Origin of the sequence: Clavibacter michiganensis (genome assembly GCF_002151125.1) — a bacterium.
Classification (GTDB): domain Bacteria; phylum Actinomycetota; class Actinomycetes; order Actinomycetales; family Microbacteriaceae; genus Clavibacter; species Clavibacter michiganensis_C.
Map to the genome: position 1 here is coordinate 237,167 of NZ_MDJZ01000004.1, position 13,358 is coordinate 250,524.

14 protein-coding genes are annotated in these 13,358 nt (G+C 75.0%); all 14 read right to left on the reverse strand.

Annotation, left to right across the window (positions count from 1 at the left end; all coding sequences use genetic code 11):
- Nucleotides 1-81: 81 nt before the first annotated feature.
- Nucleotides 82-720 carry a Trp biosynthesis-associated membrane protein gene (locus BFL37_RS02420; protein ID WP_086513572.1) on the reverse strand — a complete coding sequence of 213 codons (639 nt, stop codon included), beginning with the start codon at nucleotides 718-720 and terminating at the stop codon, nucleotides 82-84.
- Nucleotides 720-2,270, reverse strand: a complete 1,551-nt coding sequence (locus BFL37_RS02425; RefSeq protein ID WP_086513573.1) for an anthranilate synthase component I — start codon at nucleotides 2,268-2,270, stop codon at nucleotides 720-722. Before BFL37_RS02425 ends, BFL37_RS02420 begins: the two co-directional genes overlap by 1 nt.
- Nucleotides 2,267-2,692: a phosphoribosyl-AMP cyclohydrolase gene (gene hisI / locus BFL37_RS02430; RefSeq protein WP_172403721.1), complete on the reverse strand. Its 426-nt coding sequence runs from the start codon at nucleotides 2,690-2,692 to the stop codon at nucleotides 2,267-2,269. The genes BFL37_RS02425 and hisI overlap by 4 nt, the downstream gene beginning before the upstream one ends.
- Nucleotides 2,689-3,480 carry an imidazole glycerol phosphate synthase subunit HisF gene (gene hisF / locus BFL37_RS02435; RefSeq protein ID WP_086513574.1) on the reverse strand — a complete coding sequence of 264 codons (792 nt, stop codon included), beginning with the start codon at nucleotides 3,478-3,480 and terminating at the stop codon, nucleotides 2,689-2,691. The genes hisI and hisF overlap by 4 nt, the downstream gene beginning before the upstream one ends.
- Nucleotides 3,481-3,482: 2 nt before the next feature.
- The gene (gene hisG / locus BFL37_RS02440; protein WP_043669648.1) at nucleotides 3,483-4,322 is read right to left on the reverse strand and encodes an ATP phosphoribosyltransferase; all 840 of its coding nucleotides are present in this window, start codon (nucleotides 4,320-4,322) and stop codon (nucleotides 3,483-3,485) included.
- A gap of 48 nt (nucleotides 4,323-4,370) precedes the next feature.
- Complete coding sequence (locus BFL37_RS02445) at nucleotides 4,371-4,634, reverse strand: phosphoribosyl-ATP diphosphatase (protein ID WP_012038459.1); 264 nt, start codon at nucleotides 4,632-4,634, stop codon at nucleotides 4,371-4,373.
- Between the two features lie 111 nt (nucleotides 4,635-4,745).
- Nucleotides 4,746-5,114 (reverse strand): FKBP-type peptidyl-prolyl cis-trans isomerase, encoded by a 369-nt coding sequence (locus BFL37_RS02450; RefSeq protein ID WP_086513575.1) that lies wholly within the window; start codon nucleotides 5,112-5,114, stop codon nucleotides 4,746-4,748.
- A gap of 31 nt (nucleotides 5,115-5,145) precedes the next feature.
- Complete coding sequence (gene rpe, locus BFL37_RS02455) at nucleotides 5,146-5,814, reverse strand: ribulose-phosphate 3-epimerase (RefSeq protein ID WP_086513576.1); 669 nt, start codon at nucleotides 5,812-5,814, stop codon at nucleotides 5,146-5,148.
- A 10-nt stretch (nucleotides 5,815-5,824) separates the two neighbouring features.
- Nucleotides 5,825-7,303 (reverse strand): RsmB/NOP family class I SAM-dependent RNA methyltransferase, encoded by a 1,479-nt coding sequence (locus BFL37_RS02460; protein WP_086513577.1) that lies wholly within the window; start codon nucleotides 7,301-7,303, stop codon nucleotides 5,825-5,827.
- Between the two features lie 138 nt (nucleotides 7,304-7,441).
- Nucleotides 7,442-8,359 (reverse strand): methionyl-tRNA formyltransferase, encoded by a 918-nt coding sequence (gene fmt, locus BFL37_RS02465; protein WP_086513578.1) that lies wholly within the window; start codon nucleotides 8,357-8,359, stop codon nucleotides 7,442-7,444.
- 94 nt (nucleotides 8,360-8,453) lie between these two features.
- Nucleotides 8,454-10,463, reverse strand: coding sequence for a primosomal protein N' (locus BFL37_RS02470; RefSeq protein ID WP_086513579.1), 2,010 nt, complete (start codon nucleotides 10,461-10,463; stop codon nucleotides 8,454-8,456).
- A 42-nt stretch (nucleotides 10,464-10,505) separates the two neighbouring features.
- On the reverse strand, nucleotides 10,506-11,717 hold the full coding sequence (metK, locus tag BFL37_RS02475; RefSeq protein ID WP_086513580.1) for a methionine adenosyltransferase: 1,212 nt from the start codon (nucleotides 11,715-11,717) through the stop codon (nucleotides 10,506-10,508).
- A 38-nt stretch (nucleotides 11,718-11,755) separates the two neighbouring features.
- On the reverse strand, nucleotides 11,756-12,973 hold the full coding sequence (coaBC, locus tag BFL37_RS02480) for a bifunctional phosphopantothenoylcysteine decarboxylase/phosphopantothenate--cysteine ligase CoaBC (RefSeq protein WP_086513581.1): 1,218 nt from the start codon (nucleotides 12,971-12,973) through the stop codon (nucleotides 11,756-11,758).
- A gap of 78 nt (nucleotides 12,974-13,051) precedes the next feature.
- Complete coding sequence (rpoZ, locus tag BFL37_RS02485) at nucleotides 13,052-13,321, reverse strand: DNA-directed RNA polymerase subunit omega (protein ID WP_012038467.1); 270 nt, start codon at nucleotides 13,319-13,321, stop codon at nucleotides 13,052-13,054.
- Nucleotides 13,322-13,358 lie beyond the last annotated feature (37 nt).

A 13,358-nucleotide genomic window follows, 5' to 3' on the forward strand; every position in this document is an offset into this window, starting at 1 on the left:
GGGCGGGATGGGTCGAGTCTACCGGGCGTCGTCGGGACGCCCGTCGGCATGGGGAGGGCTCGCGGGGACGTCAGCCGACCCTCACGTGGCCGCGCCGGGCGGGGCGTCGTCCGCGTCGCCGTGCTCGCGCCGGGTGGGGTCGGCGCCGCCGCTCAGGCTGTCCCAGGCGGCCACGGGATCCTCGCGCGGGACGATCCGGCGCTCGGGCGACTGGTCGGGCGCGTCGTAGCGGGAGCGGCCGGTGGGCCACCGCGGGCCGGTGACGGCGACGAACAGGCCCGTCAGCGCCGATGCGACGCCGGCGGCCAGCGTCACGGGACCCCACGGGGTGGTGGTCCAGCCGACGACGAGGTCGGCGACCGGCGCGGATCCCGCCACCCCCGTGACGGTCGTGACCGCGGCCTCGCCCGCCTGGACGGGACCGGCGATCGCGGCGATGGCGGTGAGCGCGACCGTCGCGCCGATGAGGAGCTGCAGCACGCCGAGCACCACGCGGAGCGCGCGGCCCGCGATGGCGAGGGCGCCGGCGAGGGCGAGGCTCGACAGCGCGAGGGCGCTGAGCGCGGGAGCCGCGACGCTGCCCGCCACCGGCACCAGCGCAGGTTCCTGGCCGCCGATGCGGAGCGTCGACCAGTCCTGCGACCAGCCGAGGAAGGTGGCGGCGCTCGTCGCGAGGACGAGCAAGAGGGAGAGGGACTTCGTGCGGCGCGTGACCCGCATCAGCGCACGCGCCGCATGGCCTCGGCGACGGCCACGGCGCGCAGCGGTGCCGCGGCCTTGTTCTGCGACTCCAGGTACTCCGCGTCCGGGTCGGAGTCGGCGACCATTCCGCCGCCCGCCTGCACGTGGGCGACGCCGTCGACGATGGTGGCGGTGCGGATGGCGATGGCGAGGTCCGCGTCGCCCGCGAAGTCGAAGTAGCCGACCACTCCCCCGTAGACGCCGCGCTGGGCGGGCTCGAGCTCGTCGATGATCTGCAGCGCGCGCGGCTTCGGCGCGCCCGAGAGCGTGCCGGCCGGGAAGGTGGCCCGGAAGACGTCGATGCTCGAGACGCCGGGGCGCAGGGTGCCCTCGACCGAGCTGACCAGGTGCATGATGTGGCTGAACCGCTCGACGCGCATGAACTCGGTGACCTCGACGGATCCCGGGGCGCACGCCTTCAGCATGTCGTTGCGCGCGAGGTCGACGAGCATGAGGTGCTCGGCGCGCTCCTTCGGGTCGGCGAGGAGCGACTCCTCGTGGGCGACGTCCTCCTCCACGGTCGCGCCGCGCGGGCGGGATCCGGCGATGGGGTGCATGTAGACGTGGTCGTCGGTGACGGTGACGAGCGCCTCGGGCGAGGATCCGACGATGGAGTACGGCTTCCCGTCGGCGTCCTCGAGCGTGAGGAGGTACATGTACGGGCTCGGGTTGAGCACGCGGAGGATGCGGTAGACGTCGATCGGGTCGGCCGTGGTCGGCTGGTCGAAGCGCTGCGAGACGACGACCTGGAACACGTCGCCCTCGTGGATGTGGTGCTTGCTGCGCGCGATGGACTCGTGGAAGTCGGCGGGCTGCGTCCGCAGCGTCGGCGACGGCTGGGCCTGCAGGTCGACGTCGGCGAGGAACGTCTCGGCGGGGCGCGCGAGGTCGGCCTGCATGCGGTCGAGGCGCGCCTGCGCGTCCGCCCACATGTCGTCCTCGTCGTCGACGCCGTCGTTCAGGGCGGTGGCGACGAGCGTGACGGTGCCGCGGCGGTGATCCAGCACGGCCAGCTCGGAGACGAAGCTCAGCGCCTGGCCGGGCACGGGCACCTCGGCCGGCGGGCGGTCGGGCAGGCGCTCGATCTGGCGCACGGCCTCCCAGCCGATGAAGCCGACGAGGCCGCCGGTGAGGGGCGGCATGCCCGGGATCCGCGGCGTCTCCCAGCGGGCGTAGAGCGCGGCGAGGGCGGCCAGCGGGCCGTCGGGCGCGTCGTCGCCGAGGGCGCGACGCGCGTCGATGCCGTAGTCGAGCCAGCGGGCCTCGTCGCCGTGCTGCGTGAGGACGCCGAAGGAGGAGACGCCGACGAACGAGAAGCGCGTCCAGATGCCGCCCTGGCCGGCGGACTCGAGCAGGAAGCTGCCCGGGCGCCCCGCGGTGAGCTTGCGGTGCACGCCGACCGGCGTCTCCCCGTCGGCGAAGACCTCGCGGAGGACGGGGATGACGCGGTGGTCGGCGGCGAGGGCGCGGAAGCCCTCGCGCGTGGTGGTGCCGGGGGCGGACGCGGCGGGGCGCGGGGACGCGGTCATTCGGTGGGCCCTTCGTCGGCGGCGGGGCGCGCGGCCTGGACGGGGTGGAGGTGGTCGGCGTCGAAGCAGGTGCGCGTGCCGGTGTGGCAGGCCACTCCTACCTGGTCGACCTGGACGAGGACCGTGTCGCCGTCGCAGTCGAGGGCGGCGTCGCGCACGTACTGGGCGTGGCCGGACGTGTCGCCCTTCCGCCAGTACTCGCTGCGGGAGCGCGACCAGAAGGTGACGCGGCCCGAGGTGAGCGTGCGGCGGAGGGCCTCGCGGTCCATGTAGCCGAGCATGAGCACCTCGCGCGTGTCGTGCTGCTGGATCACGGCGGGGAGGAGGCCGTCGTCCGCGAAGGCCGCGCGGGCGAGGATCCCGTCGACGTCGGGGGCCGTCGTGCCGGGTGCGTCGGGGGACGCGGGGAAGCCGTCGGTCATCGCCGCACCACCTGACCGGCGTCCGCGAGGGCGCCCTTGACGTCGCCGATCGTGAACCGGCGGGAGTGGAAGACGCTCGCGGCCAGCACGGCGTCGGCGCCGGCCTCGATGGCGGGCGCGAAGTGGTCGAGCTCGCCCGCGCCGCCGGAGGCGATGACGGGGACGCGGCTCACGGCGCGCATGGCGGCCACGAGCTCGAGGTCGAAGCCGTCGCGCGTGCCGTCGGCGTCGATGGAGTTGACGAGCAGCTCCCCCGCGCCGCGCTCCACGGCCTCGCGGGCCCACGCGATCGCGTCGATGGTCGTGCGGGTGCGGCCGCCGTGCGTGGTGACGACGAAGCCGGACTCCGTGTCGCCGCGGGTCACGTCGAGCGAGAGGACGCACACCTGCGCGCCGAAGCGGTCGGCGATCTCGCCCACGAGGTCCGGGCGCGCGATGGCCGCGCTGTTGACGCCGATCTTGTCCGCGCCGCTCGCGAGGAGGCGGGCCACGTCGTCGGCGCTGCGCACTCCCCCGCCGACCGTGAGCGGGATGAAGACCTGCTCGGCGGTCGCGCTCACGACGTCGTACATGGTCGAGCGGTCCTCGACCGTGGCCGTGACGTCGAGGAAGGTGAGCTCGTCGGCGCCCTGCTCGTAGTAGAGGCGCGCGAGCTCGACCGGATCGCCCGCGTCCTGCAGGTCGAGGAAGTTGACGCCCTTGACGACGCGGCCGGCGGCCACGTCGAGGCACGGGATGACGCGGACGGCGAGGTGCGCGGCAGGGCCCGCGGCGGCGGATGCGTCCACGGTCAGATCCGGGCGGCGTGGATCGGGCTGACGAGGATGGCGCGCGCGCCGACCTCGTGGAGGCGGTCCATGATCTGGTTCGTGTCGTCGCGCGGCACCATCGAGCGCACGGCGACCCAGGCGGGATCCTGCAGCGGCGAGATGGTGGGCGACTCGATGCCGGGCGTGATGGCCGTGGCCGCGTCGAGCAGGTCGAGCGGCACGTCGTAGTCCATGAGCACGTAGCGGCGGGCGACGAGCACGCCCTCGAGGCGGCGGAGCAGCGTGGCCGCGCCCGCCTTCTCCTCGGCGCCGGAGATGAGCACGGCGGTGGAGCGCAGGATCACGGGGCCGAAGATCTCGAGGCCGGCCTTGCGGAGCGTGGTGCCCGTCTCGACCACGTCGGCGATCGCGTCCGCGACGCCCAGCTGGATGGCCGACTCGACCGCGCCGTCGAGGCGGATGAGCTGCGCCTCGACGCCGTGCTCGCGGAGGAAGCCGCCGACGAGGACGGGGTAGCTGGTGGCGATGCGGACCCCGGCGAGGTCGGCGAGGTCGGCGAAGCGGCCGACGGGGCCGGCGAACCGGAAAGTGGATCCCGCGAAGCCGAGCTCCGCGGTCTCGGCGGCCTCGGACGCGGAGTCGATGAGGAGGTCGCGGCCGGTGATGCCGACGTCGAGCGCGCCGGATCCGACGTAGGTCGCGATGTCGCGCGGGCGGAGGTAGAAGAACTCGACGTCGTTGCGCGCGTCGAGGACGTAGAGCTCCTTGGGGTCACGACGGCCGGCGTACCCGGCCTCGGCGAGCATCTGGGCGGCGGTCTCGGCGAGCGAGCCCTTGTTGGGCACGGCGACACGGAGCATGGGGATCACTTCTTCCTGAGGAGGGGACGACACGGGTGACGGGGCGCGTCACAGATGTCGGCCGACGTCCTCCAGGGTGAGGCCGCGCGCGATCATCATGACCTGCACGTGGTACAGCAGCTGCGAGATCTCCTCGGCCGCGCGGTCGTCGGACTCGTGCTCGGCCGCCATCCAGACCTCGGCGGCCTCCTCGACGACCTTCTTGCCGATCGCGTGCACGCCGCCGTCGAGCTCGCGGACGGTGCCGGACCCCTCGGGCCGCTCGGCGGCGATCCGGGTCAGCTCGCCGAACAGGTCATCGAAGGTCTTCACGTGCTCCAGGGTACAGCCGCGGGAGCGGCCCCCGGCACGACGACGGGAGGCCGGGAGCGCGATGCTCCCGGCCTCCCGGTGGTGGTGCCGCTGCCGCGGCGGACGGCCTCGCTAGCCGACGCCCTGCAGGTCGATCACGAAGATCAGCGTGCGGCCGGAGAGGCGGTGGCCGCCGCCCGCGGGGCCGTAGGCGAGCTCGGGCGGGACGACGAGCTGGCGGCGCCCGCCGACCTTCATGCCGGGGATGCCCTGCTGCCAGCCGGCGATGAGGCTCCTGAGGGGGAATCGCACGGACTGGCCGCGGCTCCACGAGGAGTCGAACTCCTCGCCGGACTCGAAGTCGACGCCGAGGTAGTGCACGTCGACGGTGTCGCCGGGCTGGGCCTCGGGGCCGTCGCCCACGGTGACGTCGGAGATGGTGAGCTCTGCGGGGGCCGGGCCGTCGACGGGCTCGACCTCGGGCTTGGTGGTGTCGGTCATGGATCCAGTCAAGCAGATCCCGGACGGGGCCTCAGTGCGCGTGCGTGTGCGCCTCGGCGGCCCGGCGGAGCTCGGCGATGGCCGACTCGGGGTCGCCGCCGCGGAACACGCCGGATCCGGAGACGAACGTGTCGGCGCCCGCCTCGGCCGCGCGGCCGATGGTCTCGACGTCGATGCCTCCGTCCACCTGGAGCCACACGTCGTGGCCGGACTCCCGGAGGCGCGAGCGCAGCGCCCGGAGCTTCGGCATGGTCTCGGGCATGAACGACTGGCCGCCGAACCCGGGCTCGACCGTCATCACGAGCACCTGGTCGAACTCGTGCAGCAGGTCGAGGTAGTCGTCCACCGGCGTGCCGGGCTTCAGCGCGATGCCGGCGCGCGCGCCGATCTCGCGGAGCCGCCGGGCGAGCGCGACGGGCTCGCGCGTGGCCTCGGCGTGGAAGGTGACGCTCGCGGCGCCCGCCTCCGCGTAGCCGGGCGCCCAGCGGTCGACGTCCTCGATCATCAGGTGGATGTCGAGCGGCACGGGCGTCACCTGCTGCAGGCGCTCGACCATGGTCAGCCCGAACGTGAGGTTCGGCACGAAGTGGTTGTCCATGATGTCGACGTGCACGAGGTCGGCGGTGGCGAGACGCCGGATCTCGCGCTCCAGGTTCGCGAAGTCGGCGGACAGGATGCTCGGTTCGATGCGGACGGGCATGGTCCCGACCCTACCGGCGGGTCAGCAGGGCGATGAACATGGCATCCGTGCCGTGCCGGTGCGGCCAGAGCTGCACGCTGGATCCGCGGCTCCCCGCGTCGGGGTCCTCCGGCAGCTCGAGGTCGCCGTCGGCCACCTCCTGGAGCACCGCGCCCGTGTCGAGCGCCGTCACGTCCCCGTGGCGCTGCAGCGCGGCCTGCACGATGGCGCGGGTCTCGGCGAGGTGCGGCGAGCACGTGACGTAGGCGAGGATCCCGCCGGGCGCGAGCGCGCCGATCGCGGCGTCGATGAGCCCGGCCTGCAGGGCCCCGAGGCCCGCGACGTCGCGCGGGGTCTTCCGCCAGCGCGCCTCGGGCCGGCGGCGGAGGGCGCCGAGGCCGCTGCAGGGCGCGTCGAGGAGGATCCGGTCGAACTCCCCGGGGTGGCCCTCCCCCACGGTCGTGCCGTCGAGCTCCCATACCTCGGTGTCGCCGGGCACCGCGCGGAGGGCATCGCGGACGAGGCCCGCCCGCGCGGGGACGAGCTCGTTCGCGGTGAGCAGGGCGCCGGATCGACCGGCCTCCGCGGCGAGCAGCGCGGCCTTGCCGCCGGGGCCCGCGCAGAGGTCCAGCCAGCGCTCGCCGGGGGTGACGGGCCGCGCGCGGCTGAGCGCGAGGGCGGCGAGCTGGGATCCCTCGTCCTGCACGCGGACGCGGCCCTCGGCGACGCCGGGCGCGTCCATCGGATCTCCGCCCTCGAGGTAGGCGCCGACGGGCGAGAACGCAGCCGGCTGCTCCTGCGTCTCCGCGACGGTCGCGAGGCCCGGGAGCGCGACGAGGCTCACCGCGGGCGCGGCGTTGTCGGCGCGCAGCAGGTCCTCGAGCTCGTCGGCGCGGCCCTCGCGGGCGAGCGCCTGGCGGAGGGCGCGCAGCACCCACAGCGGGTGCGAGTGCTCGAGGGCGAGCCGCTCGTCGTCGCTCGCGGCGCTGTCGAGCACGCGCTGCCGCCACTCGGCGGGCTCGGAGCGCGTGACGGTGCGGAGGACGCCGTTGACGAAGCCGGTGGCGGAGCGGGATCCGACCGCGCGCGCCATGTCGACGCCCTCGTTGACGGCCGCGTGGGTGGCGACGCGCATGCTGAGGAGCTGGTGCACGGAGAGGCGGAGGACGTCGAGGATCGGCGCGTCGATGGCCGCGACGGGGCGGCCCGCGGCGAGCTCGATCACGCGGTCGTAGTAGCCGGACATGCGGAGCGTGCCGTAGGTCAGCTCCGTGGCGAGCGCGGCGTCCTGCGCGCTGAGGGCCGCACGGCGGATCTTGACGGGGAGCAGAAGGTTCGCGTACGCATCCGACTCGCGGACCGCGCTCACGACCTCGTAGGCGACGCGCCGCGCCGCGCTGACGGTGGCGGAGCCGCCGACCGCGGGACGGTCGTCGGGACGGCGGCGGCCGCCTCCCGCGGGCCGGCGTGCGCCCGGTCGGCGGGCGGAGGATCCGGTGCTGTCGCTCATCGTGCGGTCACGTCCTTCATCGTGACGCCGCGCCACCGGTCGGCGGCGGGGCGTCCTGTGCTCTCGCTCATCGTGCGGTCACGTCCTTCATCGTGACGCCGCGCCACCGGTCGGCGGCGGGGCGTCCTGTGCTCTCGCTCATCGTGCGGTCACGTCCCTCATCGTGACGCCGCGCCACCAGTCGGCCGCGGGCATGGGGCTCTTCCCCGCGGGCTGCACCTGGATGAGCTCGACGGGGTGGCTGGCGGTGCCGACCGCGACGCGGCCGTCGAGGGCGGCGATGCGGCCGGGATCCAGCGGCGCGGCGTCGCGGAGGGCCGCTGCTCGGTGGATCTTGAGGCGCACGTCCTCGACGGACGTGTGCGCGCCGGGCTCGGGCGTGACGCCGCGGATGCGCGCGAGCACCTCGTCGGCCGGGCGGGCCCAGTCGACGCGGCCGTCGTCGATCGTGGTCTTGGGCGCGAGGGTCGGCTCGCCCTCCTGGGGCCGGGCGACGGCGGTGCCCGCCGCGATGGCGTCCACCGTGCGCGCCAGCAGGTCGGCGCCCTGGACCGCGAGCGCGTCGAGCACGTGCCCGGCCGTCTCGTGGTCGCCCGTGGGCCGCTCCTCCATCGCGAAGACGGGACCGGTGTCCATGCCGCGCTCCAGCTGGAAGACGCTGGCGCCCGTGACGCGCTCGCCCGCCATGATCGAGCGCTGCACGGGCGCGGCGCCGCGCCACCGGGGCAGCAGCGAGAAGTGCAGGTTGATCCAGCCGCGGGCGGGCGTGGACAGCAGCGGCTCGCGCACGAGGCCGCCGTACGCGACGATCACGCCGAGGTCGGCCTCGACCGCGGCGATGCGGGCGGTGGCGTCCTCGTCGAGGCGGTTCACGCGGAGCGTCGGGATGCCGAGGCGCTCCGCCTCCGCGGCCACGGGCGACGGCGTGAGCACGCGCTTCCGGCCGAGCGGCGCGTCCGCGCGGGTGACGACGAGCGCGATCTCGTGGCCGGACGCGGCGAGCCGCTGGAGCGAGGGCACGGCCGCGAGGGGCGTGCCGGCGAAGACGAGTCTCATCGAGGGGTCCTCTCGGGGACGGCGTGCGGGTGGGCGGAGGAGTCGGGTGGCGGGGCGACGCGGCCGGGCGCGCGTGCCGGGCGGCGGCCGCGGATCAGAACAGCCCCGTGTCGTCGAACCGTACACGGAGGGGCACGGTGGGCCGGAACCCGGTGCGGCCGGCGACGGGCTTCCGACGGCTGGAGGCGTTCCGCACGACGGCGGCGCGCAGCTCGCGCGCCGCGTCCGGCCCGCTCGCGTAGTCGAGCCGGACGATGGCGCGCACGCGGCCCTGCTCGGTGGGCACCGGCCCGAGGACGTCGACGCCCTCGATCCCGTCGAGCCGCCCGACCGCCTCGCCCACGACGTCCGGGAGCCCCTCCACGCTCGCGGCGCGCACGGCGGGCGGGAACCGCAGGGCGCGGCGCTCGAGCAGCTCCTCGTGCGCGTACCGCGACTGCTGCCAGGTCGCGAGGGCGCGGGCGACCTGGCCGCCGACGCCCACGAGCATCACGGGCGCGCGGGGAGCGGCGAGGGCGGCGGCGTTCGACCACTGGCGGAGCACGTCCTCCCCCACCCGCAGGCTCTCGCGGGCGAGCATCCGCTCCCCGTCGAGCAGCAGGATCGCACGGTAGCCGCCCGCCGCGACGGGCTCGGCCCCGCGCGTGGCGACGACGAGCCGCGACTCGGCGTCGACCTCCTGCACGTGGCGCTCGCCGTCGGCCAGCACGACCTGCACGCCGGGGAACGCGCGGCCGAGCTCCTCCGCCGTGCGGCCCGCGCCGATGGTCACGAGGCGCAGCTCGTCGGATCCGCAGTTCGCGCAGCGCCAGTCGCCGGCGAGGTGCCCGCACCAGCCGCACGTGGGCGTGCTCGTGGCGGTGGACATGCCGAGCGGGCCCGTGCAGACGGTGCAGCGCGCCGCCTGGCGGCAGGCGCGGCACGCGACGAGCGGCGCGTAGCCGGGGCGGGCGACCTGGATGAGGACCGGCCCGTGCTCGACCGCGTCCTTGGCCGCGCGCCAGGCGCCCGAGGGGATCCGCGCCTGCCGGGCGAAGCCCTCGTCGCCCGTCTGCGAGGTGGTCGGGATCACCCGCGGGGTCCGGGTGGCGGCGGGCGAGACGCTCGCCAGGTACCCGATCGCGACGAGGCGCTCGACCTCGGTGCTCCGCGAGTGCGCGAGCAGCACGAGCGCCGTGCCCTGCTGGCGGCTGCGGAGGAGGGCGACGTCGCGCGCGTTGGCGTACGGGCTGAGCGGCTCCGCGTGCAGCGGATCCCCCTCGTCCCACATCGCGACGAGGCCGAGGCGCGGCGCGGGCGCGTAGACGGCGGAGCGGTTGCCGACGACGATGCGGGGCGCGTCGCCGAGCCCGGCGAGGAAGGAGCGGTAGCGGTCGGGGCCGGACTGGCGCGCGTCGGTGCGGATCACGGACCCGGCGGGGGCGTGGGCGGCGAGGGCGGCTTCCAGCTGGTCCTGGTCGCGGTAGTCGGGCACGACGAGGACGCTGCTGCGGCCGGACGCGAGGACGCGCGCGGCGGCCTGCGCGAGGGTCACGGCCCAGCGACCGGCCCAGACGCCTCCGGGCAGCTCGACGACCTCGGGGATGGCGTCGACGGCCACCCGACCGGAACCGTCGACCGCCGCGGCCAGGCCGTCCGGCGCATAGCCGTCGACGGGCCGGAGCGCGACGAGGGCGGGATCCGCGTCCTCCACGTCGTCCGCTTCCGCCGCCGCCAGCGCCGCGAGGTGCGCCTTCTCCACCCGCACCTGGCGCGGCGGCACGGCCAGCCGGATCACGTCGGATGCGGTCCCGGCCTGACGGTCGGCGACCTCCCGCGCGAGCGTCCAGATCTCCGGCCGCAGCACGGGCAGCGGCGACACGACCTGCTCCACCTCGCTGAGCTTCCCGTCGTAGCCCCGGCCGTCGCCGACCTCGACCACGTAGCCGTCGGCCACGCGCCCCGCGGAGCGCAGCGGCACGCGCACGCGCACGCCGGGCACGCACGTCGCGCGCAGCTCCTCGGGCACCGCGTAGTCGAACAGCCGGTCGAGCTGCGGCAGCGGGGAGTCGACCATGACCCGCACGACGGACGGGCCCGCGCCGACCGGATCCGCCGCGGTCACCGTGCCCTCCCGGTCACGCCGGGACCCGGACGACGGGGCGCGTCAGAGGCCCGCGGCGCTCTGCAGGTCGGCGACACGGTCGAGCGCCTCCCAGGTGAAGTCCGGCAGCTCGCGCCCGAAGTGCCCGTAGGCGGCGGTCTGCGCGTAGACGGGGCGGAGCAGGTCGAGCCGCTCGACGATGGCGGCGGGACGCAGGTCGAAGACATCGCGGATGGCGCGGACGATGCGCTCCTCGGGCACGTGCGCCGTGCCGAAGGCCTCGACGTAGAGGCCGACGGGCGCGGCCTTGCCGATGGCGTACGCGACCTGCACCTCGAGCCGGTCGGCGAGGCCCGCGGCGACCGCGTTCTTCGCGACCCAGCGCATGGCGTAGGCGGCGCTCCGGTCGACCTTCGACGGGTCCTTGCCGCTGAAGGCGCCGCCGCCGTGCCGGCTGAAGCCGCCGTAGGTGTCGACGATGATCTTCCGGCCCGTGAGGCCCGCGTCGCCCTTCGGCCCGCCGATCTCGAACTTGCCCGTGGGGTTGATCAGCAGGGTCGCGTCGCGCGAGTCGAGCTCGATGCCGATCTCCGCGGCCTGCGCGAGCACCGGGCGGATCACGTGCTCCTCGACCTCGCGGCGGAGGTCCTCCTGGGACACCTGCGGGCCGTGCTGGGTGGACAGCACGACGGTGTCGACCGTGCGCGGCACGAGGCCGTCGTAGCCGATGGTGACCTGCGTCTTGCCGTCCGGCCGGAGGTACGCGAGCTCGCCCGAGTGGCGGACCGCCGCGAGGCGCTCGGCCAGGCGGTGCGCCAGGTAGATCGGCAGCGGCATGAACACGGGGGTGTCGCGCGACGCGTAGCCGAACATGAGGCCCTGGTCGCCGGCGCCCTGCAGGTCGTGCGCGTCGGTGGACGCGGATCCCGAACGGGACTCGTACGAGCGGTCGACCCCCTGCGCGATGTCGGGCGACTGCGCGCCGATGGACACCGTGACGCCGCAGTTGCTGCCGTCGAAGCCGACCTCGGAGGAGTCGTAGCCGATGTCCCGGATGCGGTCGCGCACGATCTGCGGGATGTCGACGTAGCCGCTCGTGGTGACCTCGCCCGCGACGTGCACGAGGCCCGTGGTGACGAGCGTCTCGACCGCCGCGCGGCTGGTCCGGTCCTGCGTCAGGAGCGCGTCGAGGATGCTGTCCGAGATCTGGTCGCAGATCTTGTCGGGGTGTCCCTCGGTGACGGACTCGGAGGTGAACAGGCGCAGGTCGGTCACGGGTCGCTCCAGGGGATCGCGTGGTCGCGCGCCGTTCGCTACTGCGGCGCCGGCGCGCCCACTACGTCGAGAATTCGATGGGCGACCTGCTCCTTGGAGCCGGAGGCCTCCACGAGTGTATCGCCGGACCTGTCGAGCACCGTGATCGCGTTGTCCTCCGCGGCGAACCCTTGCGACCACCCGACCCTGTTGAGGACGAGCAGGTCGCAGCCCTTCCGGGCGACCTTCGCCCGGCCGATCCTCAGCCGCTCGACCGGGTCCTCCTCGGTCTCGGCCGCGAAGCCGACGACGAGGCGGCGCGTGCCGTCCGCGCGCGGCGCGGCGGCGTCGGCGGCGAGGCGCTGGAGGACGTCCGGGTTCCGCACGAGCTCGACCGAGAGCGCGTCACCCGCCTCCTCCTTCCTGATCTTGCCCGGGGAGACGGCGACGGGCCGGTAGTCGGCGACGGCCGCGGCCATGATGACGACGTCGGCGCCGTCGGCCTCGCGCACCATGGCGTCGGAGAGCTCGAGCGCGGTCGAGACGGGCACGACGCGGACGCCGGTGGGCGCGGGCACCTCGAGGTGCGCCGCGACGAGCGTGACCTCGGCGCCGCGGTCGCGCGCGGCGGCCGCGAGGGCGACCCCCTGCCGGCCGGAGGAGCGGTTGCCGAGGAAGCGCACGGGATCCAGAGGTTCGCGCGTGCCGCCCGCGGAGACGACGATGCGCCGGCCCTCGAGATCGCGCCCGCCGGGGCGGACGGCGGCGAGGGCGGCGGCGATGACGTCCTCCACCTCGGCCATGCGGCCGGGTCCGGAGTCGGTGCCCGTGAGGCGGCCCGACGTCGGGCCGACGAGCGTCGCGCCGCGCGAGCGCAGGAGCGCCGCGTTGGCCTGGGTGGCCGGGTGCTGCCACATCTCGGTGTGCATCGCGGGGGCGACGACGAGGGGCGCACGGCTGGCGAGGATGGTCGTGCCGAGCAGATCGTCCGAGAGGCCGAGGGCCATGGCGGCGAGCGTGTGCGCGGTGGCCGGGGCGACGACGATGAGGTCGGCCTTCTGGCCGAGCGCCACGTGGCGCACCTCGGAGACCCCGTCGTAGAGGTCGCTCGTGACGGGGTTCCGGCTGACGGCCTCGAGCGTGGGCTTCCCCACGAAGCGGAGCGCCGCCTCGGTGGGCACGACGTGCACGTCGTGACCGAGGAGCACGAGGCCCCGGACCACGCCGACGGCCTTGTAGGCCGCGATCCCGCCCGTGATCCCCACGACGACCATCACGCGGCGGCGCTCCGGGGCTCGAGGGCCGGGAGGGCGTGCGGCGTGCGGTCGGCGCGGGGCATCCGGGACGGCGGGCGGCTAGGAGGCCGCGGGCTCCACGATGGGCGTGGCGACGAGCTTGTCCTCGTTGATCTCGTGCATGGCGACCGAGAGGGGCTTGTCGTCGATGGTGGAGTCGACGAGCGGTCCGACGTTGTCGAACAGGCTGCCCTCGTGCAGGTCGGCGTAGTAGTCGTTGATCTGGCGGGCCCGCTTGGAGGCGAAGATCACGAGCGCGTACTTCGAGTCGACCTTCGAGAGGAGCTCGTCGATGGGCGGGTCGATGATGCCCTGGGTCTTGTCAACCATGGATGTGCCGCTTCCTCATTGCATGGAAGAAGGCCGT